General features: G+C 62.8%; 23 protein-coding genes and 2 tRNA genes. 10 read left to right on the top strand and 15 right to left on the bottom strand.

The annotated features are described in order from the left end of the window. Positions 1–13: 13 nt before the first annotated feature. Positions 14–1,492 (bottom strand): ABC transporter substrate-binding protein, encoded by a 1,479-nt coding sequence (locus ACFOJ9_RS18820; protein ID WP_378980383.1) that lies wholly within the window; start codon positions 1,490–1,492, stop codon positions 14–16. A 163-nt stretch (positions 1,493–1,655) separates the two neighbouring features. Beyond that, the gene (locus ACFOJ9_RS18815; RefSeq protein WP_378980382.1) at positions 1,656–2,936 is read right to left on the bottom strand and encodes an acetylornithine deacetylase/succinyl-diaminopimelate desuccinylase family protein; all 1,281 of its coding nucleotides are present in this window, start codon (positions 2,934–2,936) and stop codon (positions 1,656–1,658) included. Positions 2,937–3,157: 221 nt separating this feature from the next. Here ACFOJ9_RS18815 and ACFOJ9_RS18810 point away from each other — a divergent pair, with 221 nt between their 5' ends. Continuing rightward, on the top strand, positions 3,158–3,586 hold the full coding sequence (locus tag ACFOJ9_RS18810; RefSeq protein WP_378980381.1) for a L,D-transpeptidase: 429 nt from the start codon (positions 3,158–3,160) through the stop codon (positions 3,584–3,586). 45 nt (positions 3,587–3,631) lie between these two features. On the opposite strand, the gene ACFOJ9_RS18805 is transcribed toward ACFOJ9_RS18810, so the two are convergent. From ACFOJ9_RS18805 to ACFOJ9_RS18770, 8 genes are all read right to left on the bottom strand, one after another. Further along, positions 3,632–4,645, bottom strand: a complete 1,014-nt coding sequence (locus ACFOJ9_RS18805; RefSeq protein WP_378980380.1) for a lipid A biosynthesis lauroyl acyltransferase — start codon at positions 4,643–4,645, stop codon at positions 3,632–3,634. Positions 4,646–4,649: 4 nt separating this feature from the next. Continuing rightward, complete coding sequence (locus tag ACFOJ9_RS18800; protein ID WP_378980379.1) at positions 4,650–5,678, bottom strand: zinc-binding dehydrogenase; 1,029 nt, start codon at positions 5,676–5,678, stop codon at positions 4,650–4,652. 36 nt (positions 5,679–5,714) lie between these two features. Then, positions 5,715–6,986, bottom strand: coding sequence for a beta-ketoacyl-ACP synthase (locus tag ACFOJ9_RS18795; protein ID WP_378980378.1), 1,272 nt, complete (start codon positions 6,984–6,986; stop codon positions 5,715–5,717). Positions 6,987–7,037: 51 nt separating this feature from the next. Then, entirely contained in the window at positions 7,038–8,228 is a 1,191-nt protein-coding gene (locus ACFOJ9_RS18790) for a beta-ketoacyl-ACP synthase (RefSeq protein ID WP_378980377.1), read from the bottom strand. A 56-nt stretch (positions 8,229–8,284) separates the two neighbouring features. Continuing rightward, positions 8,285–8,605: an acyl carrier protein gene (locus ACFOJ9_RS18785; protein WP_352552436.1), complete on the bottom strand. Its 321-nt coding sequence runs from the start codon at positions 8,603–8,605 to the stop codon at positions 8,285–8,287. 138 nt (positions 8,606–8,743) lie between these two features. Beyond that, positions 8,744–9,886, bottom strand: a complete 1,143-nt coding sequence (locus ACFOJ9_RS18780; protein ID WP_378980376.1) for a slipin family protein — start codon at positions 9,884–9,886, stop codon at positions 8,744–8,746. 361 nt (positions 9,887–10,247) lie between these two features. After that, a tRNA-Asn gene (locus ACFOJ9_RS18775) sits at positions 10,248–10,315 on the bottom strand. Positions 10,316–10,317: 2 nt separating this feature from the next. Further along, positions 10,318–10,391: transfer RNA gene (locus ACFOJ9_RS18770), tRNA-Tyr, on the bottom strand. Between the two features lie 234 nt (positions 10,392–10,625). Between ACFOJ9_RS18770 and ACFOJ9_RS18765 the strand changes: the two genes are divergently transcribed. After that, positions 10,626–10,901, top strand: coding sequence for a ribbon-helix-helix domain-containing protein (locus tag ACFOJ9_RS18765; RefSeq protein WP_378980375.1), 276 nt, complete (start codon positions 10,626–10,628; stop codon positions 10,899–10,901). Further along, on the top strand, positions 10,885–11,361 hold the full coding sequence (locus tag ACFOJ9_RS18760) for a hypothetical protein (RefSeq protein ID WP_378980374.1): 477 nt from the start codon (positions 10,885–10,887) through the stop codon (positions 11,359–11,361). Before ACFOJ9_RS18765 ends, ACFOJ9_RS18760 begins: the two co-directional genes overlap by 17 nt. Here the strand turns inward: ACFOJ9_RS18760 and ACFOJ9_RS18755 are convergent. Both ACFOJ9_RS18755 and ACFOJ9_RS18750 read right to left on the bottom strand, forming a co-directional pair. Continuing rightward, on the bottom strand, positions 11,358–11,903 hold the full coding sequence (locus tag ACFOJ9_RS18755; RefSeq protein WP_378980373.1) for a histidine phosphatase family protein: 546 nt from the start codon (positions 11,901–11,903) through the stop codon (positions 11,358–11,360). The two genes, ACFOJ9_RS18760 and ACFOJ9_RS18755, sit on opposite strands and share 4 nt — an antisense overlap. 199 nt (positions 11,904–12,102) lie before the next feature. Next, positions 12,103–15,123, bottom strand: coding sequence for a caspase family protein (locus tag ACFOJ9_RS18750; protein ID WP_378980372.1), 3,021 nt, complete (start codon positions 15,121–15,123; stop codon positions 12,103–12,105). Between the two features lie 130 nt (positions 15,124–15,253). Between ACFOJ9_RS18750 and ACFOJ9_RS18745 the strand changes: the two genes are divergently transcribed. The 3 genes from ACFOJ9_RS18745 (at position 15,254) to ACFOJ9_RS18735 (ending at position 18,965) form a co-directional block, all read left to right on the top strand. Then, positions 15,254–16,204, top strand: a complete 951-nt coding sequence (locus ACFOJ9_RS18745; RefSeq protein ID WP_378980371.1) for an AEC family transporter — start codon at positions 15,254–15,256, stop codon at positions 16,202–16,204. A gap of 193 nt (positions 16,205–16,397) precedes the next feature. Next, positions 16,398–17,855 (top strand): NAD-dependent succinate-semialdehyde dehydrogenase, encoded by a 1,458-nt coding sequence (locus ACFOJ9_RS18740; protein ID WP_378980370.1) that lies wholly within the window; start codon positions 16,398–16,400, stop codon positions 17,853–17,855. A gap of 87 nt (positions 17,856–17,942) precedes the next feature. Then, positions 17,943–18,965 carry an aldose epimerase family protein gene (locus ACFOJ9_RS18735; protein WP_378980369.1) on the top strand — a complete coding sequence of 341 codons (1,023 nt, stop codon included), beginning with the start codon at positions 17,943–17,945 and terminating at the stop codon, positions 18,963–18,965. 11 nt (positions 18,966–18,976) lie between these two features. Here the strand turns inward: ACFOJ9_RS18735 and ACFOJ9_RS18730 are convergent, their stop codons facing one another. After that, the gene (locus ACFOJ9_RS18730; protein WP_378980368.1) at positions 18,977–19,897 is read right to left on the bottom strand and encodes a sugar kinase; all 921 of its coding nucleotides are present in this window, start codon (positions 19,895–19,897) and stop codon (positions 18,977–18,979) included. Positions 19,898–20,048: 151 nt separating this feature from the next. Between ACFOJ9_RS18730 and ACFOJ9_RS18725 the strand changes: the two genes are divergently transcribed. Genes ACFOJ9_RS18725 through ACFOJ9_RS18710 form a run of 4 tightly spaced genes read left to right on the top strand, consistent with a single transcriptional unit; the run spans position 20,049 to position 22,396 of the window. Then, positions 20,049–20,498, top strand: coding sequence for a FixH family protein (locus tag ACFOJ9_RS18725; protein WP_378980367.1), 450 nt, complete (start codon positions 20,049–20,051; stop codon positions 20,496–20,498). A gap of 7 nt (positions 20,499–20,505) precedes the next feature. Further along, the gene (locus tag ACFOJ9_RS18720) at positions 20,506–21,705 is read left to right on the top strand and encodes a cytochrome-c peroxidase (protein ID WP_378980366.1); all 1,200 of its coding nucleotides are present in this window, start codon (positions 20,506–20,508) and stop codon (positions 21,703–21,705) included. A 56-nt stretch (positions 21,706–21,761) separates the two neighbouring features. Then, a complete protein-coding gene (locus ACFOJ9_RS18715; protein ID WP_378980365.1) occupies positions 21,762–22,085 on the top strand; it encodes a type II toxin-antitoxin system RelE/ParE family toxin in 324 nt (107 codons plus the stop codon). Next, positions 22,082–22,396, top strand: coding sequence for a helix-turn-helix domain-containing protein (locus tag ACFOJ9_RS18710; protein ID WP_183451433.1), 315 nt, complete (start codon positions 22,082–22,084; stop codon positions 22,394–22,396). Before ACFOJ9_RS18715 ends, ACFOJ9_RS18710 begins: the two co-directional genes overlap by 4 nt. 27 nt (positions 22,397–22,423) lie before the next feature. Here ACFOJ9_RS18710 and ACFOJ9_RS18705 read toward each other — a convergent pair. Further along, a protein-coding gene (locus ACFOJ9_RS18705) for an IS630 family transposase (RefSeq protein ID WP_417568608.1) occupies positions 22,424–23,370 on the bottom strand; the annotation gives its coding sequence in 2 pieces (ribosomal slippage) (positions 22,424–23,026 and positions 23,029–23,370; 945 coding nt in all). A 90-nt stretch (positions 23,371–23,460) separates the two neighbouring features. Then, a complete protein-coding gene (locus ACFOJ9_RS18700; RefSeq protein ID WP_056596145.1) occupies positions 23,461–23,913 on the bottom strand; it encodes an Lrp/AsnC family transcriptional regulator in 453 nt (150 codons plus the stop codon). Positions 23,914–23,918: the final 5 nt, after the last annotated feature.

The following is a 23,918-nucleotide window of genomic DNA, read 5'->3' as shown; positions in this document are numbered from 1 at the left end:
GGAAGGTGGGGGATCACTCGCTCCACTTCACCTTGGTCAGATCGTTGGCCTGGATCGGCGCGTTTTCCCACAGCCCTTGCAGCTTGGCGTCCCAGACGCCGACCTTGGGCAGTTCGAAGAGGAAGCCGACCACGGCATCGTCGGCCAGGATCTTCTGTGCCTGCTCCAGCAATTCCTTGCGCTTGGCCTCGTCGGAGGTGACGCCGAGATCGGCAATCACCTTGTCGAAGGCCGGGTTGTCGTAATTGAAGTAATAATCCTTGCGTGAATAGATATCGATGTCGTTGGGTTCAGTGTGGGAGACGATGGTCAGGTCGTAGTCCTTCTTGGTGAACACCTGATCCAGCCACTGTGCCCATTCGACCGGAATGATCTCGAGATCAATACCGACGTCGCGAAGTTGCGAGGCGATGATCTCGCCGCCGAGCCGCGCATAGGCGGGCGGCGGCAGTTTCAGCGTCGCCTTGAAGCCGTTCTCAAGCCCTGCTTCCTTCAGCAATTCCTTGGCCTTGGCGACATCATGTGGGTAGCGGCCGGTGAGGTCGACATAGTCCTTGTTGGCCGGCGACATGTGCGAACCGATCGGCTGGCCGAGACCGGCCGAGGCGCCGTCGATGATCGCCTTGCGGTCGAGCGCGTAGGAAATCGCCTGCCTCACCTGCAGCTTGTCGAAAGGCGGCTTCTTGTTGTTGATCGACAGGATGGTTTCGCCCTCGGTCGCGCCGATCACCACCTTGAAGCGCGGGTCGTCCTTGACCTGCGCGACACTGTCGGCGTCGAAGAACGGGAAAGCCTGGATGTCGCCCGAGAGCAGCGCCGGCACATAGGCCGCGGCATCGGGCACGATGCGGAATTCGGCCTTGTCGAGAGACGCTGGCGTGCCCCAGTAAGTGTCCGATTTGACCAGGGTGATCGATGATCCCTTGGCCCAGCTCTGGAATTTGAACGGGCCGGTGCCAACAGGCTTTTCCTTGTTGGTGTCGGCTGTCTCAGGCGCCACCATCACCGCGTCGCCCCAGCCCATATTGTAGAGGAAGGATCCTCGCGGGTTCTTCAGCGTGACCTTGACCGTTGCGGGGTCAACGACATCGACCGTGTCGATTGCGGCGAACAGCCCCTTTTGTGCGTTGACCGAATTGTCGGCGCGGGCACGGTCGAGCGAGAATTTCACGTCATTGGCATCGAAGTCGGTGCCGTCGTGGAATTTGACGCCGGTGTGCAGCTTGAAGGTGTAGACCTTGCCGTCATCGGAAATGGTCCAGCTTTCGGCCAGATCCGGCAGCACTTCGCCACTCGGCCCGATGCGCGTCAGGCCCTCGAACACATTGGCGTAGAGCACCTCGTCGATCGCAGCGGCGGCCCCGGCGGTCGGATCGAGATGCGGGGGTTCGAGCGGAATGCCGATGACCAGGTCGGTTCGCGCGGCAAACGCAGAAGTGCCGGCGGCCATTGAAAGCACTGCAGCAGCCAGGACGGTTTTCCACAATTTCATCGTGCAACTCCCAATGCGTTTCAGACACCTGCTCAAACCCGGGCGATAGAAGCGTGATTTCGCCGCGGAGTAAATTGCGTTTCGTTCTGCCCGTTGGCATGGCCGGGAATGTTTTTGTCCTGGCGGCCTCATCGGCAGGTCGAAGCTTGTCGCGATGTGCGCGTTATCCCGTGGCTGTGCCGCGCAGCAGCACGTTGAGCCCGATCGCCATCACCTTGGCCGATTCCACCATGTCCGATATCCCGACCCATTCGTCCGGCCGATGGGCGAGGTCGAGAATGCCCGGGCCATAGGCGATGCAATCATAGATGTGGCCGATGCGGGCAATGTGCTTCTGGTCGTAGGTGCCCGGCGAAATGACGTAGTCGGGTTCGCGGTCGAAGATCGCCATGATACCTTGCGCTACCGCCTTGACCACCGGCGCGTCGCGCTCGGTCATCAGTGGCAGCACTTCTATCAGGTCGCGGATTTCGTAGTCGAATTTTTTCCGCTCGCGCTTCAACCGGTCGAGAATGCCGGTCACTTCACCTTTGACGGTGTCGAGATCTTCCTCCAGCAGGAAACGGCGGTCGATGGTCAGCCGGCAGGAGTCGGGCACGTTGGGCGAGGGCAGGCCGGGCCGGAAATCCTCGGTCTGGCCGCCATGGATAGAATTGATGTTCATCGTCGAGCGCTTGGCCCCTTCGGGCACGACCGGCATGCGCGTCATCTTGCGGTCGAGCGCGGGGAACAGTTCGTCCTCGAAAGCCCTTAGCACGGCGCCCATGTGGCGCACGGCATTGTCGCCGAGAAACGGCATCGAGCCGTGGGCGATCTCGCCCTTGGTCTCAATCTCCGCCCACCAGACGCCGCGATGACCGAGGCAGATGCGGTCCTTATTGAGCGGCTCGGGAATGATGACGTGGTCGACCCTGGGTTTTGAGAAATAGCCGAGGCTGGCCAGATGGGCGACGCCGCCGAAGCCGCCGGACTCCTCGTCCACGGTACCGGATATTTCGATGGCGCCGGGAAAGTCGGGGAAGACTTCCAGGAAGGCTTCGGCTGCGATGATCGAGGCGGCCAGTCCCCCCTTCATGTCGCAGGCGCCGCGGCCATAGACCTTGCCGTCTCTGACGATGCCGGCAAAGGGATCGACGGTCCAGCCGTCGCCGGCTTCGACCACGTCGATATGCGAGTTGAAGTGGACGCAGGCGCCGGGCGACCGTCCGTCGAAACGGGCGACGACATTGACGCGTGGGTAGCGGTCGGTGTCACCTGGCGTGCCTTCGGCGCGGATGAATTCGGTCTCGAAACCGCTCTTCTTCAGCCGCGCTCCAAGATATTCGGCGCATGGCCGGTAGGCCTCGCCGGGTGGATTGATGGTCGGAAAACGGATCAGCTCGGCGGTCAGCGCGACGACATCGTCGCGACGGTCATCGATTGCCTGGAGGAGTCGCTCGTTCATGTGCAGAGTTGAGCAACGATCGTCTTGGTTTTGCAAGCCCGTTGGTGATCAAGCCCGTGCGGCGTGTCGTTGCGGCAACTATCGCGGGAAATCGTTCAAATTCGCTGCTTTGAATTGGCGAATTGGTCAAGGAGTGCGTGTTACCCGTTCACCTGCCATGAAAAAGATGAAAAAGAACGTGATGGCAGGCAAGTAAGGGGCAATCAAAGGGGTTTGATCGCATGAAAAAGACAGTTCTCATGGCGGCCGTGTTTGTCGCGATGCTGTTCGGTGCTTCGGGGCAGGGTTGGGCAGCCAGCCTCGTTGCAAACATAGACGTGTCGTCGCAGACGATGACAGTTAGATATGGTGCGGCGGTTTACCGCTGGAGCGTCTCCACCGCGCGCAAAGGCTACATTACTCCGCGCGGCAGCTATCGACCGCAACGGACGGCGCGGATGTGGTATTCGCGCAAATACGACATGTCGCCAATGCCTCATTCGGTGTTCTTCCGCGGCGGCTATGCCATTCACGGCACCGGCGCGGTGAGGCAGCTCGGGCGCCCGGCATCGCATGGCTGTGTGCGCTTGCACCCGACCAACGCCGCCGCCTTCTATGCGATGGTTCGGCAAGCCGGCTTCGGCAACACGCGGATTGTCGTGACGAACTGAGGCATTCAGGTTCGCTGATGTTGGCCATCATCTGCTGGCGCAGGGCTAACCTCCCCGCCAGCGGTTCGGCTTAGGCGCTTGCGGCTGGAGCTGGCTTTGGGGTCGCTTTCGCCCGCCGCCGATCTCCCACCTTTTGTGGAACCACATCCACTGGCCTGGATCTTCGCGTACCCAGCGCTCGACCACGTCGTTGAGACGCTGGGTGGTGGCGTGGACATCGACGCTGCCGTCAGTGGTGCGCGGCAATGTCAACTTGTCCTCGATCTCGAGCCGGAAGCGGTTGCCTGGCAGCCTGACGCAGCGCGCCGGATAGACGTCGCAGTCGTAGTGACGGGCAAGGGTGGCCAGCACCCGATTGCTCTGGCAGCGACGGCCGAAGAATGTCGTATCCAGGCCGTTGGAGAATTTCTGGTCGACAAGAATGCCGATGTTGCCGCCATTCTCCAGGACGCCCGCCAACGCGAACGAGGCGCCGGCCATCGACGGCAGCAGTGAGCCCATGGTCGAGCGGCGCGTCGACAGGATGTAGTCGGCGAGATAGGGATTGTTGGGCGGGCGAAACAGCGCCGTTATGTTCATGCCGAAGGTCGCCGCCGCCACCGGCAACAGTTCGAAATTGCCGAGATGGCCGGTAAAGACGATATGCGGCTTCTGTTCGCTGGCGATTTCGACGAAGTGGTCCGCTCCCTTGACCTCGACGCGGCCGGGCTTGCTGGCTGCGGGATCATAGTCGAACAGGGCGTCGAGAAAGATGTATTCGGCGGCGAGGCGCGCCATGTTGCCCCACATGTCGGAGGCGATTGCCTGGATTTCGCTTTCGCTCTTTTCCGGGTACGCCTTGCGCAGATTGTCAACGGCGACCTGATGGCGCCCCACCCAGGGGCCAACGCGACGGGCGACACGGTCGGCGAAGTTCAGCGCACTGTCGGCCGGCAGCAGACGCAGGACTGAGATGATCATCATCGCCGCGCGCGCCACCAGCCAGTAGTTGAGCTGACGCAACTGCCTGCCGTAGCGAAATTTGAGATCCCGACGGAACTTCTTGAACACAGAGGTCAAGGCTCTAACCGACGCGCAGGATGATCTTGCCGAATACGTCGCGGCCTTCCATGCGCTTCAGCGCGGCATCTATACCGTCGAAGTCGACTTCGGTATCGATGACAGGTGCGACCTGTCCCGCCGCCATTTTCTGCATGGCGTTTGCCATGTTCTCCATGCGGCAGCCGAAGGAACCGAGCAGTTTCAGTTGCTGCTGGAACAACTGCATCAGGTTGATCTGCGTCGACACGCCGGAAGTCGAACCGCAGGTCACCAGGCGGCCGCCACGCTTCAAGCAAAGCATCGAGGCGGCAAAGGTGTCGGCGCCGACATGTTCGAAGACGACATCGACGCCCTTCTTCTTGGTCAGCTTGCGCACGACGCCCTCGAAACGGTCGTCGCGGTAGTTGATGACATGGTCGGCGCCGAGCGCCTTGGCCTTGTCGATCTTGTCGTTCGAGCCGACCGTGGTGATGATGGTGCAGCCCATCCGCTTGGCCAGCTGGATGGCCGCCGAGCCGATGCCGGATCCGCCGGCATGGATGAGGACGGTCTCACCGGTCTGCAGCCTGGCGTTGTCGAACAGCATGTGCTCGACGGTGCCGAAGGTGACGGGCGCCACCGCGGCACCGATGTCGGTCACGCCCGGTGGAGCAGGGACCAGCAGGCGGGCCGGCAGGTTGATCTTCTCCTGCGCGAAGCCGTCGAGATGGAAACCGTGAACGCCCGAAACATGTTCGCAGAGATTGTCGCGGCCTTCGCGGCAGGCTCGGCAAAGGCCGCAGGTGCGCGCGCCGTAGATCGACACCAATTGTCCGGGCAGCAGACTGGATACGCCAGGACCGACCGCCTCGACTTCGCCGGAAGCTTCGGCGCCGACGACCAGCGGCAGCTTGCGCTTGGCGAAGGCCATGCCGCGCCAGCCCCAGACGTCGATGTGATTCAGCGCCACCGCCTTGATGCGCAGCGTGACTTCGCCGAGTGCCGGCGGTGGGGGAGGCGGCAGGTCCACCGTTTCAAGACGGCGGTCCTCGATAAGTTGCAAAGCGCGCATGGGGCCTGTCGGTTCAGTCTGGCTGAAAAAGGTCGCTTAGACCGGTTCCCGCGCCATGACAAGGCAAGTGTTCTGGCCGCCGAAGCCGAAGGAGTTCGACAGAACAGTGCGAACCTCGGCATTGCGCTTCTTGTTCGGCACCACGTCGAGCACGATCGCCGGGTCGGGATTGTCGTAGTTGATGGTCGGCGGAATGACGCTCTCGCGCATCGTCATCAGCGAAAACGCCGCCTCGACGGCGCCGGCCGCCGAAAGGGTATGGCCGATCATCGACTTGTTCGACGAGACCGGCATCGAGCCGATCCGTTCGCCAAACACGGTCGATAGCGACAGATGCTCCATCTTGTCGTTTTCCGGCGTCGAAGTGCCGTGGGCGTTCACGTAATCGATCTCGTCTTCGCTCAAGCCGGCATCGGCAAGCACAGCACGGACCGCCGCGATCGCCGGCGAAGCGTCCGGCTTCGAGCGGGTGCGGTGGAAATCGTCCGCCTTTTCGCCGCAGCCGCGCAGGATGCCAAGAATCGTGGCGCCGCGTGCCAGCGCGGCTTCCAGCGATTCCAGCACGAGAGCGCCGGAGCCCTCGGCCAGCACGAAGCCGTCGCGCTCCTTGGAGAAGGGTTTTGACGCCTTTTCGGGAATGTCGTTGTGGGTCGACAGCGCCGACAGCAGCGAGAAGCGGATCAGCGCCTCGGCGGTCGCCGAGCCGTCGGCGCCGATCGACAGCGCCCGGTCGCATTCGCCGCGGCGGATCGCCTCGACACCGAGTTGGATGGCGGTGGCGCCGGAAGCGCAAGCGGTCGACAGCGTGATCGGCAGTCCGCGTGTGCCGAAACGGTCGGCAAGCCGGTCGGCGATCGAGCCGAACTGCGTGGTCTCGAAAATGTCGAGTTCCTTCAATCCGCGCGCCACCCGCAGCAGCCGTTCGCCGCCGGAGTCCAGGTTATCGGAATTGTAGAGCGCGAAGCGGTCGTGCCAGTCGAGCTCGACCGGTGGTGAAGCGAGGAAGAGAGGACCACCGAAATCACCGGAATCGAGGCCGGATTCGGCCACGGCCTCACGCGCGGCGGTTTCCGCCAGTTCATAGGTGAGGGGACTGGAGCCCTTCGAGCTCGACGGCAGGAAGTCAACCATGCCGGAGATGCGGGTGTTGAGATGATCGACCGGAAAGCGGGTGATCGGGTGGATGCCCGACTTGCCCGAGGTCAACGCCGCCCAATTGTCGGCCTTGCCGACGCCAAGCGAGGTCACCACGCCGATGCCGGTGACGGCAACGATCGGCCTGCCCATGTGATCGTTCAGATTGGCCATGCGGTAGCCCTCGATCGTTTATCGTTGCAGCATGGATCGTGGAGCACCGCCTCAGGCGGCGTTGACGAGCGCCATGCCCTCGAATTGGTGATAGCCAATCGCCGTTGCAAGGACGGTTGCGGGAACCCCTTCGAACGGCTTCTCGGCTGCGGCATCAAAAACAGGGTAGGCGGCCTTGCGATCGACGGCCAGCGCCGCCAGCGCCACGGCGAAGGGAAACTGTGCTTCCTTCATGTGCCCGGTCAGCGTCGAGAAGCCGCGCGCGGCAATCGCCGGATTGGCATCGAGCGCTGCTTTCTCGGCGATGGTTGCCGTATGGGCGCCCGACGCGCCCGACAGGGCCAGCAATTTGCCGTTCGGCATTGCAGCCTGCTTGAGCAGTGCGGCGATCTCGGCGTCGAGTTCTCCCCGTGGGCGCCTGGCGCGGCCGGAGACGACCGGCCCAAGCTCGGCATAAATCTTTCGTCCGCGGCTTGTCGCGTGTTCGCGCTGCTCCAGCACCAGGAAGGCACCGCCGGATCCAGTCACGACGCCGCCGCCCTCAGCCCCCTGTCTTTGCCAGACCGGCTTCCACGGGCCGCGATGCAAATAGCCGGCAAGTTCATAGCCGAGCAGCATGTCGGAATGTTCGGTCTGGAAGGCACCGCCGACCAGGATGTGCGTCGACTGGCCGGAGCGGATGCGCGCGGCTGCCGTCTCGACGGCGGCGACACCGGCACCTTCCTCACCCATGAAGGTTCTGGATGAGCCCGTCACCTTGTGGACGATGGAGATGTTGCCGGCGAGCAGATTGGAAAGCTGGGCCAGGAACAGTGTCGGCCGCAATTCGGTGGTCAATTTCTCGTTGAGCAGCACATCGCGGTCGTTGCGGCTTTCCGAAGCGGCGAGAATGGCGGCATCGACCGCCTCGTCGCGTTCGCCGCCGCCTGCGGCCACAACCATGTCCATGGTCGTGCAGAGTTCGTCATTGCCCTTGATGCCGGCGTCGTCGAGCGCCAGGCCTGCGGCATAGGTGCCGAGCCTCTGCCAGGTTTCCATCTGGCGCTGATCGCCGCGTTTGGCGATCTGCAGGTTCCAGTCGATCTCCGGCAATGGATGGACGGTATAGGGTGCAAAGCGCGCCGCTTCGAGCACCGGTTCCAGGCCCGGCTGCGCGAGCTTCTGCCAATGGGCGTCCGGACCTTCCCCCAGCGAGGAGACAAGGCCGATACCAGTGATGACGACGTCGCGGGGGCTGCTCATGAGCGGCTTTGTGGGTCAGGCGGCAGGGCGCGTCAAGATCGCGCGCTCAACCGACGTCAGGCGGTTTTGGCGGCAACCAGTGCGTCGATCTTGGCGCACAGGTTCTTCATGACGAAGTAATCGTCGGTCGAAGCCTTGCCGTCATTGACTTCCTGGGTCCACTTTTCCAGCGGCACCTTGATGCCGAATTCCTTGTCGATGGCGAAGACGATGTCGAGGAAATCGAGGCTGTCGATGCCGAGATCGTCGATCGTGTGGCTCTCGGGCGTGATGGTTTCGATATCGATCTCGCTGGTGTCGGCAATGATCTTGGCGACTTTGTCGAACGTGGTGGACAAGGGGCTTTTCCTTCGGTTGCGGGCGGAATCTGTCCGCATCTGGTTTGGGCGCTGTCTAATCGGTTTTTCCCGGCAGGAAAAGGCCTCATACGCCGGGCGCAGATGGGAAGCCTGCTCTGCAAAGGCAAGAAGGGCCGCCGGTTGACCGGCGGCCCTTCCCTTTGACGTCACGTCAGCTCAGCTGTCGCGGAGCTTGACCAGGTCGTTTAGCAGCCCGCCCGTTCCGTTGTGGACGGTCAGCCGCTCAACCTTGCCGGCGATGGTTTCCAGAGCCTCGAGCTCCTTCAACCGCAGCATCACCGGGTTTTCCGCCATCACCCTGGCCGTGTTGAGCAGCGAACGCGTGGCGTTCGTCTCCTCGCGGCGGCGGATGATGTTGGCCTCGGCCTGCTTTTCGGCCGACACCACCTGGTTGAGGATCTCGCGCATCTCGCCCGGCAGGATGACATCCTTGAGCGCGATATCGCTGACCTCCACCCCGATCTCGGCCATATCGGCACGAACCTTGCCGGCGGCCTCCTCATCGATCGTCACTTTCTTTTCAAGGATCTGATCGAGTGTCAGCGCGCCAAGCGCCTTGCGGAAGGCATATTGCAGGGCGCGGTAGAGGGCTTCGGAGAAGTCCTTCACCATGCTCACCGCCTTGACCGGATCGACGACCCGGTATTCGGCAGCGATGTTGACGCGGATCGTCACGCGATCCTTGGTCAGCACTTCCTGCCCGGCAACGTCCAGCGACTGGCGCTTGAGGTCGACGACCTTGATCTGCACCATGCGTCCGACGTTCCAGAAGCCATGCACGCCCGCCGTCAATGTCCTGACCAGGACACCGTCGATGAACAGCAGTCCGGCCTGACCGTCGACGACCGGGTGGACGGACATCAATTCCGCCTTCCGGGCCTGGCCGAGCCGGCGCATGACCGCCGCATCGATGGCGAGATCGACCGATGTGTCGATCAGCGTCACCTTCCACGGACCGGCATCCGTCCACAGCACGAGCTTGCGGTCCGGCGCCAGAACGGCGTGCAAATTGCCGTCACGCTCGATGATGGCGACATCCGTGCGCCCGGTGCGAACGACGGTGAAATGACGCGCAGCCACATCCGGGAGCTTGTCGAACAACGCCTTCTCGTATGCCGAAACGAATTCCGGGTTCTTCAGATCGTGCCGGGACACTTCAAGGCTGCCGCGCCGATTGGCGAGCCAATGTTCGCCCGGCAGCAGGACAGCCTTGATCTCACCCTTGTGAAGGGTGAGGGCACGTTCGTTTTCCCTTACGAGGACGCGCTCGCGTCCAAGAACCTTGTCGAGAATGGTCATTGTCGTACTCCTGTCGGGCATGGCCCCATGCGAGGCGTCAAGTCATGCGTCGATCTTCCCTTCGTTTCTCGTTTCACGTCGTCGTGGTCCGGGCACGAATGATCCGGGGACTGGTGGCATCAATCCGTTGCGGACCCGCGGGAGCGGATCGCGGGGCAGCGAAGCGGGCGCCGGAGGCCTTGGCCTCCCTTGCCGGCGACACTGCGCCTTGATCGTCACCGCGGGCCTGGCCGCGAGCCGATGGTGTCGGACTCTTCGATACGGCCTTGGCCCGGAGGCTTCGGCCGTTCGTCAGGTCTTCGGCATTCCAGTCCCCGGACCGTTTTCAGATAACACCGTGGCAGGGTGCTGGCTTATCAGGCCAATGGAGAAGGGATCGAACCTTCGACAGTCAGATTAACAATCTGATGCTCTTCCAGCTGAGCTATCCGTGGTGCAGACGACGGGACTCGAACCCACAACCTCCGGAGTATGTCCGGCGCTCTCCCAGTTGAGCTACATCCGCGATCCCAATCCCCAAAGCGGCGCCGTATACAGGACGGCAAAGCTGCCTGCACGGGCGGAGACGAAAGCTCCAACCGTTGTGCTCGCTTCGGTTTTCGTGACCGGGAGCGCGCCTATACCCCCTGCGACGGGTTGTCGCAAGCGGCATTGTCGTGGCCAATCAGCGGCTTCTTTCAGGGGTGGCATTTCGGCAACACAACTCGTGCCAACATCTGATTGCATGTACCAATGTACCATGGTAAAGAAAGCGATGGATGTAGAACGTGTGCAGACCGGGGTTCGCCTGGAAAAACGACTGGTGAAGGTGCTGAAGGCTTTGGCCGAACACCGCGACATGAGTCTCGGTGATCTCATCGAAGGCATCGTGCTGCATGCTTTCGAAGGGCAGACGCCGTTTTCGCCGGCGACGCTCGAAACGATCAGCCAATTGAAGCGCATCTACGGGCTGGAGCTAGGCGCGGCGGACAGCCACCGTCTGACTGAGGGGAAGACGGATGACGAGCCATCTTGAGCGCAGCCACAGCATAGTCCTTTGCGGGCCGGTCGATCGCGTCTTCCCGCTGTTCACGCCGATCGGTGAGACCTTATGGGTGGAGGGCTGGGATCCGGAGTTTCTGCACCCGCGGAGCGGAGAAACGCGGCAAGGCATGGTCTTCCGGACGCTCCACGGTGATGAGACGACGCTCTGGACCTGCGCCGACTGGGATCCTGTCGGGCATCGTGTCCGCTATGTCAGGGTGACGCCGGATTCGCGTTTCGGATTTGTCGAGGTGGCCTGCCGTCAGACGATTGACGGCGGCACCGAGGCGACCATTGCCTATACATTCACGGCCCTGAATGCGGCAGGCAGGTCGTATCTGTCCGAACTGACGCAGGATGCATTCGCGCGCATGATCGAGACGTGGAAAGTCCGCATCGACGCGTGGCTGCTTACCGACGCGTCGGCCGGTTCTCGCGATGATCAGAATTAGAAGGTGACGCGGCCGAGCACGCGCAGGCCATCGCCTTGCGGTTCGACGACCACCGCTTCGCCTTCGCGCGGCGAAACGCCGGTTAGTGCCACGATGTCTTCCAGATGGGTGACCATGACCAGATTATCGGAGCCGGAATAGGCGCGGATTTCCTTCAGGATCGCAGCGATCTGCGCGGTCTTCTGGGTCTCGTCGCCCTTCAAGAGATCGAGCGGCGCAAACAGCTCCGGCTCGGCCTCGAAGGCGATGCGCGCGGTGTCGAGGCAGCGGCAATAGCGGCTGGACAGCACGCGCTCGATCGGTGCTGCCCGGGCGGCAAACAGAGCGCCGATCTTGCTCGCCTGCTGCTTGCCGCGCGCCGACAGGTTCATTTGGGTGGCACAGCTGTCGATGTCGAAATTGGCCGGATCGGTGGTGCCGGTGACCATGGCATGACGCAGCAGCACGACATGCCCGCCATCGCGCAGCAGCGCCCAGCCGGCGTCCGTGGCGTGAGCCACGCCGGGAACAAGCAGGAACAACGCCAAGGCAAATCGAATCATCCGCTATCCCTCTCCGGTTCCCGGCAATGGGTTCCGGTGACAGGACATATAGGGACGGCAAAGCCAGCCGAAAGACAAGGCGCGGTCGGGCGGAGCCCTAAAGCACGTCGCCTCTGAACGGATTCATGTGACGCGCTTTAGGTGGTTTCTTCATGCATGTCGTACTCCCAAAACCGGGGCCACTTTTGGGCGACATGCATTAGTTCTTCGCCATCTGCTTCTTCACCAGATCGATCTTCTGGTCGGTGAGCGGGATGGGGATTGTGTAGCCGGCTTCTGTAAAGCCCTGCTTGGCGTTCTCGAAGAATTCGATCGCCTTTTGATATTCGGCCTTGCCGCCGCCATAGCTGGCTCGGTTCCAGTGGATGTCGCCGAGATTGTTCTGCGCGAAGGCCCATTGCATGGGCAGGCTTTCCCTGGCGAATACCTTCAGCGTCGCCGTGAAGGCGACTTCGGCATCGCCGAGATACTTGTCGGTGTGTTCGAGATTGCCGAGGTTGAGCAGGCTCATGCCGATGCCGTTCTGTGCGTTCGCCCAGTCGACCGGCGCGGCGTCGACAGTCAGCACTTCGAGTGCTGCCCTGCGGGCTGCGATGGACTCAAGCAAGGTCTTGGGGTCGGCATTGCTCATGCTCAGCCAATGCAGCGCCGAGCCGAGGCCGGCCTGGGTCAGCGCCCATTGCCGCGGGTTCGTCTCGCGCTTGTACTCGCGCAACGCATCGCGGTAGGCGGCAATGGCTTCACCGTAATGTTCCAGCTTGTCGGTCACGCCGCCGAGAAGCTGCAGCGTGTTGCCGAGATTGTAGTGGCTCATTGCCCAGTCGAGGGGAAATTTTCGTCTGACATAGACCTGCCGGGCCGCCTGGAAGGCGCTTGCCGACTGCTCGAGCTTGGCCGCATCGCGAGTGCGCTGGCCAAGCGTCTGGTAGATCGAACCGAGATTGTTCTGCGCCGACGCCCAGTCCATCGGGAAACGCTGCCGGGTAAACACAGTCAGCGCATCGTCATAGGCCGCCGCGGCCTCCTCGAGCGCACCGGTGCCCATATCGAAGCGGGCCACACCGCTCAGCGCGTTGCCGAGGTTGAGCCGGCTGGTTGCCCACGAGACCGGGAAGGTTTCGCGGGTTCGCACCTCGAGTGCGGCACGGAAGGCGTCGGCCGCCTCGTTGATCTTCGCCTTGTTGTTGAGTTGGATGCCGAGCGACACCAGCGTGTTGCCGAGATTGTTCTCGACCATCGCCCATTCAACCGGCGCCTTTTCGCGTGTGTATTCCTCAAGTGCTAGCCGGTAGGCGGCTTCGGCCTGCGTCAGATGCTCGCCGGCCGCCTCGCGCTCGGAAAGCGCATAGAGCGCCAGGCCGAGATTATTCTGCGAAGCCGCCCAGTCGAGTGGCACCTTGTCGCGCGGGCGTTTCTGGAGCGTCGCGCGCATCGCCGCCACCGCTTCGTTCAGGCGCTTCGGGTCGCTCTCGCGTTCGCCGATCTTCAACAGCACATTGGCCAGATTGTTCTGCGCGGCGGCCCAATTGAGGTCGTCCTTCTCGCGCTCGAACACGACCAGGGAATCGCGAAAGATCTGCGCGGCCTCTTCTAGGCGCGCGGTCTCCGTCTCGCGCTCGCCGATGGTCTGCAGCACCACCGCCATGTTGTTGCGGGTGATCGCCCAGTCGCGATTCTGTTCGCCATTGGGGATGAAGTTCAGGATGGCGCGATAGGCCTCGATGGAGTGCCGCAGCGCATCCAGGTCGCCGGTGGCGTAGCCGTAAGCGTTCAGCGCCTCGGCTTCCTGGTTCTTGTAGTTCCAGCGCAGCTTGTCGTCCCATTTTTCGGCCAGCGAAAACGCCTTGGCATAGTCGCCGGCGGCGGATCTGTAGTCGAAGACCAGCCCCGAGGCGTCGGCCCGCCTGGCGTAGATCGCGGCATCGGCAAGACGCTTCTGCTTGACGAGGTCTTCGGCTTCATCGACCGCATCGTCGGTCTGCTCGACCCGGCCGACAGCATCGTCGAGGAATTTCCGCGCCGTCACGATGGCGCCCTGGCCGATCGCCTTGTCGGCGGAGGCGACGAGGCGTTTGATCTCCGGATCGTCGGTGCGCAGCGCGGCGCGCTCGGACATCATCTTCTTCAGGCGCTCGGCCTGGGCGTCGAGCACCTTTTGCAGGTCGGACGGGTCTTCGGGGATTTTTTCCGTGCCGAGCGCCTTCAGCACGCCATAGAGCGCGTCGAGCGGCACGCCCTCCTGCAGCGAGGCCAGTTCCACCTGCGCCCGTTTCGGGTCGGGCAAGTCGGAAATCGTCAGCAGCAGTTGGCGCCGCTCGCCGGTGATCAGCCCGTCGTCGCCGGTCGGCTCCGCTGGCGCAACGCCGAAATAGAGCAGGCGGCGCAGGCTCTCATTGACCCAGGGGCGCTGCCTTGCCTTGGTGTCGAGATAGACCTCCTCGGTCACCATGCGCATGACCGAGCCGAACTCGGTGCCCTTCATCGCCGCGAGGTGGCGCAGCAGGGCGGACGCGTAAGGGCTGTTTTCGCCGGCGGCGCCATCGAGCGCCGGACGACCCGGTTCTGCGGCAAAGCCGACCACCGTGCCCAGGCTCGCGTCGGCCGCCGGCGCATTGCCGAGTGCCTTGGCACCGCGCACCGGCTCCAACCCGCCGGCGCCTATGGGCGTGGCGGAGGCTGTCGGCGCGCGCCGCACGACTGCATCGGGTGGAAACGGGTTGTTGCGGCAGGCGTCGAGCAGCACGATCGTCACCGGCACGGTCTTCTTCAACGCGTCCATGAGGGCGGAAATCGGCACCAGTGCCTGGTCGGCATCTTTCAATGACGACAGGTCGGCATCGACCGGAACCAGATAGTTCTCGCCGCCGGCCTCGATGCCGTGACCGGAATAATAGATGAAGGCGACATCGGCGCCTTCGGCATCTTCCGTGAACCGCTCCAGGTCGCGCTTCAGCTTCGCGGCGTCGCGATCGGTGACGCTGCGCGCGTCGAAGCCAAGGTCGGTCAGCATCTTGGCCATATCGCGGGCGTCGTTGGCGGGGTTGGGGAGGGCCGCGATGTGCTCGTATTTCGACTGGCCGATGATCAGCGCCACGCCCTTGAGGCTTTTCGTCTCGGCAACTGCAAGTGCGGTCGCGGCAAGGTAAAGCAGTGCGGCGACGAAGGCCGTCAGCCACGCCTGCCGCAAAAGATTACGCTTCGTGGTTTCGACAAAGCCCATTTGTCGTTCGTGTCCGCCCTGATGATCCAAACCCTGTATAACGCTGCCAGCCGACGATGATCAAATTCGGGCGCGATTGCGTCGCGGTCGTGGCTCGCCTATCACGGGAAACTCGCCCGTCACGGTAAAAATGTCTCCGCTCACCGAAACCGTCCTTTTCGTCTTCAGCCTTGTCGCGCTCGGCTATCTCGCCGGGTTGACTGGCTATTTGAAGCCGGCGAGCGGCGAGGGGATAGCCGATTTCGCGATCAGCGTGGCAATGCCGCTGCTGTTGTTTCAGACCATGGTGAATGCCGATTTCCACGGCGTGGCACCCTGGTCGCTGTGGGGCGCCTATTTCGCGGCCGTGGCAATCACCTGGGCCGCCGGCCATGTCGTCACGACGCGTATATTCGGGCGGGATGCACGAGCCGGTGTCGTCGGCGGCGTGTCGTCGGCCTTCTCCAATGTCGTGCTGCTCGGCGCCCCCTTCATCCTTGGCATCTTCGGCCCGAGCGGCTTCGAAGTGCTGTCGCTGCTGGTCTCCGTGCACCTGCCGATCATGATGATGGCCTCGATCGTGCTGTTCGAGATGTTCGGGCGGGGCGGTGGCGAGCCCGTGCACCCCTTGCGCATCATCCACGGTTTCCTGAGGCGGCTGTTGCTCAATCCGCTGATCATCGGCATTCTGGCGGGCCTCGCATGGCGCTTTAGCGGCGTGCCGCTGCCCGACCTTGCCTCGCGGCTGGTCGATGCGCTGGCCGATACCGCCGGCCCGGTGGCGCTGTTTGCCATGGGCCTCAGCCTGCGCCGCTTCGGCATATCCGGCAATGTCCGGCCGGCGCTGGCGCTTTCGGCGCTGAAGCTGTTCCTGATGCCGGCGCTGGTTCTCGCCTTCGTCTGGCTGCTCGGCCTGCCGCCCTTGACGGCCAAGGTTGCGGTGGTGGTGGCGGCTCTGCCGTCCGGCATCAACTCCTATCTCATCGCCGTGCAGTTCAACACCGGTCAGGCGCTGGCATCGAACCAGATGACCATCGCCACGGCCTGCGCCGCCGTCACCACCGCTTTCTGGCTGACAGTTGTCGTCCACGTCTTTGGATAGTTTGTCTTCGGCTGGTTTCACCCTGGTCCAACCCCTATATGCCATCTTGCGATTGCTTGCGGGCCTTGCCCTAGGTAAAGAGCAGTCCCTAGGTAAAGAGCAATGGCTCCGGCGTGCCGGCTTCAGTCCATGGCGCACGCTCACCGAAGATTTCACAGACCGGCCCGTCAGTGCGCCGAACGGAGGATAGACCATGCTTCAGAAAACCAGCCATTTCATGCGGCAGGCCAATCTCATCAATGGCGAATGGGTGCAGGCCGACAGCGGCCAGACGGTCGACGTCAACAACCCGGCCACCGGTCTCAAGATCGGCACCGTGCCGAAGTCGGGCAAGGCCGAGACCCGCCGCGCCATCGAAGCCGCCGCCGCCGCCTTCAAGTCGTGGCGCAAGACCACCGCGCTCGAGCGCTCGAAGCTGCTGCGCAAGCTACACGACGCGATGATGGATAATCAGGACGTGCTCGCCGAACTGCTGACCATCGAGCAGGGCAAGTCGCTGTTCGAATCTAAGGGCGAGATCGGCTCGGCCGCGTCCTACATATTGTGGTTCGCCGAGGAAGGCCGCCGCACCTATGGCGACGTCGTGCCCTCGCCATGGGCTGACCGCCGCATCCTGGTGACCAAGGAGCCGGTCGGCGTCATCGCCGCCATCACGCCGTGGAATTTCCCGTCCTCGATGCTGGCCCGCAAACTCGGACCGGCGCTCGCCGCCGGCTGCACCGCCGTGGTCAAGCCGGCGTCGCAGACGCCGTACTCGGGTCTCGCCTGGGGTGCGCTCGCCGAGGAAGTCGGCTTCCCCAAGGGGGTCGTCAACATCCTGACCGGTTCGGCCAGCGAGATCGGCGACGAGATCTGCGCCAATCCGCTGGTGTCGAAGATCACCTTCACCGGATCGACCGAGGTCGGCAAGCTTCTCATCCAGAAGTCGTCGGTCACCGTCAAGAAGGTGTCGATGGAGCTCGGCGGCAACGCGCCGTTCATCGTCTTCGACGACGCCGATCTCGAACGCGCCGTCGCCGGCGCCATCACCGCCAAGTATCGCAATTCCGGCCAGACCTGCGTCTGCACCAACCGCTTCCTTGTCCAGGCTGGTGTCTATGACAAGTTCGTCGAGAAGCTCGCTGCCGCCAGCAACGGGCTGAAGGTCGGCTCCGGCCTTGAGGACGGCGTGCAGCAAGGGCCGCTGATCGACGAGAAGGCGGTCGAGAAGGTCGAGGAACTGATCGCCGATGCCACCGCCAAGGGCGGCAAGATCGTTGCCGGCGGCAAGCGCCATGCGCTCGGCGGTTCGTTCTTCCAGCCAACGGTCATCGCCAACGCCACACCCAAGATGCGCTTCATGAAGGAAGAGATCTTTGGCCCGGTCGCACCGGTGTTCAAGTTCGAGACCGAAGAGGAAGCCGTCGCACTCGCCAACGACACCGAATTCGGCCTCGCCTGCTATTTCTACACCGGCGATCTCGGCCGCGCCTTCCGCGTCATGGAAGGGTTGAAATACGGCATGGTCGGCGTCAATGAAGGCCTCATCACCACGCCGGAGGCGCCGTTCGGCGGCGTCAAGGAATCCGGTCTCGGCAAGGAAGGCGGACATCAGGGCATCGAGGACTATCTCGACACCAAATATGTCTGCATCGGCGGCCTCGGCCTCTGATAGACTACCCCTGAGATAGGCAGGCCCGTGACCTGCCTATCTCAGGGTTGAGAAAACCAGCCGAACTCCTCTGGATCAACTGCGGGCATGGCGATGAAGGACGGCGAGGTTTTCGGCACGACGCAGGCAGGCGAGCCGGTGCGTCGCTTCACGATCAGGGGCGGCGGTATCACCGCCAACATCATCGGCCTGGGCGCGATCATCCAGGATCTGCGCCTGACTGGGCACGATGCACCGCTGGTGCTCGGCTACGACAATCTGGAAGCTTATGAGACGGATACGGGCTTCTTTGGAGCGGTTGTCGGCCGCTATGCCAACCGCATCCGCGACGGCCGCTTTACCATCGCCGGCAGCCGCTATCAGACCGAGCAAAACTTCCTCGACAAGCATACGCTGCATGGCGGCTCGCAAGGCTATTCCCATCGGCCATGGACGGTTTCGCTGCATGGCAGGGATTTCGTCACGCTGACGTTGCATGATCCCGACGGTACGATGGGTTTTCCCGGTGCGCTCGACGTCACCTGCACCTACCGGTTGAAGATCCCGGGCACGCTCAGCGTCGAACTGACCGCCACCTGCGAGGAGCCGACGCTGTGCAATCTCACCCAGCATTCCTATTTCAACCTGGATGATGGCGGCGCCGGCGACATTCTCGACCACAGGATGATGCTGAATGCCGGCGCCTACCTGCCGGTCGATGGCGACATGATCCCGACCGGCGTGGTCAAGCCGGTTGAGGGCACGCCGTTCGATTTCCGTCAGGCGCGGCCGCTGCGCATGGAGACCGAGGGCGAACAGCTGCCCTATGACCAGAATTTCTGCCTCGCTTCGACGCGCGGGCCGCTCAAGCAAGCGGCATGGGCGCAAGGCGCCAGTTCCGGTGTTGAGATGGAGGTCTGGACCACCGAGCCCGGCGTCCAGCTCTATACCGGCCAGTATGTGACGCCGCGCACCGGGCTGGAAGGGCGGAACTACAAGGCCTTTTGCGGTTTCTGCCTGGAGCCTCAGGTGTGGCCGGATGCGCCGAACCGGCCCTATTTCCCTCAGGCAACGCTATGGCCGGGCGCGATCTACCACCACGTGACGGAATACAGATTCCGCCTGCCCTAGTTTTTCAGACCTTAACCGGCGAATGCCGCTCGCAGCGTCTCGAACGGCGCCAGTGCGCCACGTACCTGCACCACGGCGGCGGCGACACGATGGGCACGGCGCGCGGCTTCCAGCGGGTCGTGGCCGGCAAGTCGAGCCGCAAGATAGCCGCCGTTGAAGGAATCGCCGGCGCCCGTCGTATCGGCGGGAGCAGCGACATGGATCGCAGGGACTTCGCGTAATGTTCCTCGTTGGGCAACCAGCGCCGGCGCTTCGCCATTCTTGACGACGACCTCGCCAATCAATTGCCCGAGTCGCTCCGCGGTCGCTTGCGGCGTTGTATCGCCGAACAGCATCTGCTCGTCGGGGAAGGTCGGCAATGCGATGTCGGTGACGGCAAGGGCTTCGACGATCGCGGCCTGCGCATCCTCGCAATTGCGCCAAAGCCGCGGCCGGTAGTTGGGATCGAAGGCGACAAGTGAACCCGCCGAGCGCGCCTTGGCGACGGCCACCAGCAATGTGGCGCGCGCGGCATCGTCCAGAATTGCCAAAGTGATTCCGGAAAAATAGACAAGCGACTGATTTTCCAGGTTTTTCGACAATGCAGCCGGGTCCGAGGCGAGCTGCCGCGCGGCGGCATCGCCGCGCCAGTAGGTGAAGGAACGCTCGGCCCCGGTCAGCGTGATGGCATAGAGGCCGGGCCGCGCGCCCGCTATGACCGGGCTGGAACCGATGCCGATGCCGTTTTCGGCCAGGAAATCGATCTGGTCTTGCGAGAAGGGGTCGTCACCGAAGGCCGAGACATAGGTTGCCGGCCGCTCAGTGCTCAACGCATGCAGCGCCCACAGCGTGTTGAACGTGTCGCCGGCAAAGCCCATGCGCCAGTTCGGTCCCGTCTGGCCCGACAATTCGAGCATGCATTCGCCGATCGAGGCGATGCCGGTTCCCGCCATCTACAGTCCTCCAATGATCTTGGTGCTGTAGCTTTTTGCCATCGGCAGCGCCATGCTTGGCAAGCAGGGTTTTTTCCGCCACAGCGTTTTCCCACAGGCTGGCGGGATGCGATCCGTCCGGCAGAGCGTTGTCCGCAGAAGAGGAACCGGTTTGGCATCACTATGGCGTTATCTTCTGGCAGGTCTTGGTCTGGCTGCCTTGCTGGTCGGCATTCTCGCGGTCGTCTATCTGACGGCGCCGCAGTCGGCGCAGCCTGCCGGCCCGGATATCTCGCGGACGAAGAACACCGCCGCCGGGCTGTTCGTGGCCAGCTTCGCACCGGAACGGGGCGTTGTGCGGCAAGGCGAACTACAGTCCTGGCGGCTGACGCTGAAGACAAAGGCTGGAGCGCCGGTCGAAGGAGCGGCGATCGCAATCTCAGGCGGCATGCCGCTGCACAGCCACGGCCTGCCGACCAGCCCGCAGGCAACCGACTATCTCGGCGACGGGCGTTATCGGATCGAAGGGGTGAAATTCACCATGAGCGGCTGGTGGCAGCTGCATTTCGCCATCTCGGCCACCGCCGGCTCCGATACGGTGCTCTTCAACGTGGTGCTGTGAGCAACAAATGAGGCGGCTTTCGCGATTTCTGCCGCTGATGGTGGCCATTGTCCTCGCCGGTTGCGGCAAGCCTGACTTTTCCGACGCCGAGAAGAAGACCATCGCCTCGCTGGCTCTGTCGGCGCTGCCGTCACTGAAGCCCGACACCACCAACCGGTTCGCCGACGTGCCGGCCGCCGCAGCACTCGGGTCGACACTGTTCTTCGACCAGGGCATGAGCCGCGACGGCACGGTGTCGTGCTCGACCTGCCACAAGATCGACCGCCAGTTCCAGGACGACCTGCCGCAAGCGGTCGGCGTCGGCCACACCAACCGGCGCACCATGCCGCTGGCCGGCGTGGCGCGCGATCCCTGGTTCTTCTGGGACGGCCGCCGCGACAGCCTGTGGTCGCAAGCGCTGACGCCGCTCGAAAACCCGCTGGAGCAAGCGGGAAACCGCACCGCCTACGCGCATTACATCAAGGCGCGCTTCGGCGAGCGCTATGAGCGCATCTTCGGGCCGCTGCCTGACTTTTCCGACATGCCGTTGAATGCCAGCCCGCTTGGAAATGATGCGGAGACGGCTGCCTGGAACGCGATGAACGACGCACAACGCGACGGGATCAACGGCGTCTTTGCCAATATCGGCAAGGCGATCGCCGCTTTCGAGCGCTCGATCGAGCCGGCGCCGACGCGTTTCGACCGCTTTGCGCTGGACCTCGTCACCGGCGCCGAGCCGAAAGGCGATGCGGTCTTTTCCAAGGAGGAAATCCTTGGCCTGAAACTGTTCATCGGCAAGGCCAATTGCGTGACCTGCCACGACGGCCCGCGCTTCACCGACAACAGCTTTCACAACACCGGCGTGCCGCCTGTTGCGGATCTGCCGCCGGATCGCGGTCGCATCGATGCGGTGGCACAGGTCGAAGCCGACCCGTTCAACTGCTTCGGCGCCTATCGCGATGGCGATGCCGGCGCCTGCGGCGAGCTGCGCTTCATGGTCAAGGATGCGCCGCAACTCATCCGCGCCTACAAGACGCCGTCGCTGCGCGGAGCGGCAACGCGGCCGCCCTATATGCATGCCGGGCAGTTTTCGTCGCTTGACGAGGTCGTGGCGCACTACGCCAAGGCTGCCCCCAGCGTCGAGGGGGTGTCAGAGGTTCGCCCGCTGGAGCTTTCAGACCGAGAGCGTGCGGCGCTGGTGGCGTTCCTGAAGACTCTGGCGGAGTGAGGTTGCCGACTATATCGGCGATTGAAAAATATTGCAAAAAAGGTATACTTAAGTCGATGAGCTGGTCGGTCGTATTTCTCAATAGCGAGGTGAGACAGGAGCTTGAGGCTCAACCGAAAGATATCTTGGCCAGCTTTCTGAGGATATCGCGTCTGATCGAGGCGCACGGGCTGCAGAAAGTCCACGAGCCATACGTTAAGCACTTGGAAGGCAGGCTTTGGGAAATGCGCATGAAGGGCCGGGACGGCATCGCCCGTGCGGTCTACGTGACCGCGGCCGAACGCCGTGTGGTAGTGGTGCGAGTGTTTGCCAAGAAGACTCAGAAGACGCCACGAAGCGAAATCGAATTGGCTCTTAAGCGAGCAAAGGAGGTTCTATGAGCCGGAAAACAATCCCCGTTGAGGACGTCGCCAAGGACTGGTTCAAGGACCCGGAATTCGTTGCCGAATACGAAGCGTTGGAGGAAGAGTTCGCGATCGCCGAAGCTTTGATCAAGGCCCGGGGTGAAGCCGACATGACTCAGGAAGAGGTCGCCGTCGCCATGGGAACAACACAGGCCGTGATTGCCCGCTTGGAGAGTGGTCGAAACATGCCTTCGACCCGAACATTGCAGCGTTTCGCCAAGGCGACCGGCTCGAAGCTCCGCATCAGCTTCGAGTCTGCGAAGCCGAAGTCGCGCACCGGTCATTGATCTAGAGCAGTTTCTGGATAATCACGGTTAGGCATCGTAGCCGGCGTGGGCGAACAGGTTTTCGCATTCTTTGGGGTGGAAACGATCGATGGCGACGGCCACGGCGTCCCATAATTCCGGGATGGACCGGGCTGCTGCCTTTCGCAGTAAAGCCTTCAGCTTGGCGAAGGCCATCTCAATGGGGTTAAAGTCCGGGGAGTAGGGCGGAAGATAGCGAAGGGAAGCCCCCGCAGCCTCGATGATTTCGCGGACACCGACCACTTTATGAGCAGGCAGGTTGTCCATCACGACGACATCGTCGGGTTGAAGCGTCGGCACGAGGACGCGGCGCAAGTAGACCAGGAATGCTTCGCCATCCATGGCGCCGTCCAGGAGCCAGGGCGCGACGATCCCGTCGAGGCGCAGGCCGGCCGTGAAGGTCGTGGATTTCCAGTGCCCATGAGGAACAGCCGCCCGGCAACGCTGTCCACGCGCAGAGCGGCCTCGTAGCCGGGCCATCTTGGTATTGAGGCCACTTTCGTCGATGAAGATCAGGCGGCTCGGATCGAGATCGAGTTGGCCTTCGAACCACTCTTCCCGCGCTGCCAAAACATCCGGTCGCTGCTGTTCGGCCGCGTGCGCTGTCTTTTTTTGTACGTGATGCCACGCTTTGCGAAGAACGCATGGACCGTCGTCAGGCTGGCTTTGACCCCGCGCTCTGCCGCAAGGCGATCGACGATCTCGGCAAGCGTGATGTCCCGCTCATCGGTCTCGACCAAGGCGAGAATGAAAGTCTCGTGCGCGTCCAGCTTCGATACCTTCGGCTTGCCCTGCCGCCCAGGTTCCAGATTGCCGCTCGAACGCCAGGCCCGATACCATGCACCAGACGTCGATATCCCGATCGCAAACCGCCGTGCCGCTTCTCGGGTCGACAGGCCTGCCTCTATCGCCTCGATAACACGCGTCCGCAAATCCAGGCTGTAAGCTCGTGCCATGCCGCTGCTCCTTCCGCAAATCACTTCCATCAGGGAATCAGAACAAGCCGTTCACTGCAAACAAACGACTCCGATTAAGGGAAAACCGCTCTAGCGATCCTTGACCGTTTCCATCGCCACGAAGGTCGAGGTCTGGGCGACATGGGGCAGGGCCGAGATGCGCTCGCCCAGGACGCGGCGATAGGCGGCGATATCCCTTGTGCGAACTTTCAGCAGATAATCGAAGCTCGACGCCATCATGTGACACTGTTCGATCTCCGGCACGGCCTGTACGGACCGGTTGAAGGCGTCGAGCGCGGCGGAACGGGTGTCGGACAATTTTACCTGGACGAAGGCGACATGGCCTTCGCCCATGCGCTCGCGGTCGATGATCGCCTGGTAGCCCCTGATGTAGCCGTCCTTCTCCAGTCGCTTCACGCGCGCCTGCACCGGCGTCTTCGACAGGCCGACCTTTGCCGCCAGTTCTGACATGGAAAGCCGGCCATCGCTTGCCAGTGCCGCCAGGATGTTCCTGTCGATGCGGTCCAATTGGTCTTCTGTCATCGAAA

The organism is Mesorhizobium cantuariense, assembly GCF_042647205.1.
In the GTDB taxonomy this organism is placed as follows: Bacteria; Pseudomonadota; Alphaproteobacteria; order Rhizobiales; family Rhizobiaceae; genus Mesorhizobium; species Mesorhizobium cantuariense.
This window is presented reverse-complemented; position numbering and strand designations above follow the sequence as displayed.

Bases quoted from the DNA above. Each gene is read 5' to 3' on its own strand.
- ACFOJ9_RS18800 (WP_378980379.1), bottom strand. From the start codon at position 5,678: ATGCGCGCTTTGCAACTTATCGAGGACCGCCGTCTTGAAACGGTGGAC.
- ACFOJ9_RS18735 (WP_378980369.1), top strand. From the start codon at position 17,943: ATGGCGATGAAGGACGGCGAGGTTTTCGGCACGACGCAGGCAGGCGAG.
- ACFOJ9_RS18780 (WP_378980376.1), bottom strand. From the start codon at position 9,886: ATGACCATTCTCGACAAGGTTCTTGGACGCGAGCGCGTCCTCGTAAGG.
- ACFOJ9_RS18795 (WP_378980378.1), bottom strand. From the start codon at position 6,986: ATGGCCAATCTGAACGATCACATGGGCAGGCCGATCGTTGCCGTCACC.
- ACFOJ9_RS18785 (WP_352552436.1), bottom strand. From the start codon at position 8,605: ATGCGGACAGATTCCGCCCGCAACCGAAGGAAAAGCCCCTTGTCCACC.
- ACFOJ9_RS18715 (WP_378980365.1), top strand. From the start codon at position 21,762: ATGAGCTGGTCGGTCGTATTTCTCAATAGCGAGGTGAGACAGGAGCTT.
- ACFOJ9_RS18750 (WP_378980372.1), bottom strand. From the start codon at position 15,123: ATGGGCTTTGTCGAAACCACGAAGCGTAATCTTTTGCGGCAGGCGTGG.
- ACFOJ9_RS18755 (WP_378980373.1), bottom strand. From the start codon at position 11,903: ATGATTCGATTTGCCTTGGCGTTGTTCCTGCTTGTTCCCGGCGTGGCT.
- ACFOJ9_RS18710 (WP_183451433.1), top strand. From the start codon at position 22,082: ATGAGCCGGAAAACAATCCCCGTTGAGGACGTCGCCAAGGACTGGTTC.
- ACFOJ9_RS18815 (WP_378980382.1), bottom strand. From the start codon at position 2,936: ATGAACGAGCGACTCCTCCAGGCAATCGATGACCGTCGCGACGATGTC.
- ACFOJ9_RS18760 (WP_378980374.1), top strand. From the start codon at position 10,885: ATGACGAGCCATCTTGAGCGCAGCCACAGCATAGTCCTTTGCGGGCCG.
- ACFOJ9_RS18765 (WP_378980375.1), top strand. From the start codon at position 10,626: ATGGTAAAGAAAGCGATGGATGTAGAACGTGTGCAGACCGGGGTTCGC.
- ACFOJ9_RS18700 (WP_056596145.1), bottom strand. From the start codon at position 23,913: ATGACAGAAGACCAATTGGACCGCATCGACAGGAACATCCTGGCGGCA.
- ACFOJ9_RS18820 (WP_378980383.1), bottom strand. From the start codon at position 1,492: ATGAAATTGTGGAAAACCGTCCTGGCTGCTGCAGTGCTTTCAATGGCC.
- ACFOJ9_RS18740 (WP_378980370.1), top strand. From the start codon at position 16,398: ATGCTTCAGAAAACCAGCCATTTCATGCGGCAGGCCAATCTCATCAAT.
- ACFOJ9_RS18720 (WP_378980366.1), top strand. From the start codon at position 20,506: ATGAGGCGGCTTTCGCGATTTCTGCCGCTGATGGTGGCCATTGTCCTC.
- ACFOJ9_RS18810 (WP_378980381.1), top strand. From the start codon at position 3,158: ATGAAAAAGACAGTTCTCATGGCGGCCGTGTTTGTCGCGATGCTGTTC.
- ACFOJ9_RS18790 (WP_378980377.1), bottom strand. From the start codon at position 8,228: ATGAGCAGCCCCCGCGACGTCGTCATCACTGGTATCGGCCTTGTCTCC.
- ACFOJ9_RS18730 (WP_378980368.1), bottom strand. From the start codon at position 19,897: ATGGCGGGAACCGGCATCGCCTCGATCGGCGAATGCATGCTCGAATTG.
- ACFOJ9_RS18745 (WP_378980371.1), top strand. From the start codon at position 15,254: ATGTCTCCGCTCACCGAAACCGTCCTTTTCGTCTTCAGCCTTGTCGCG.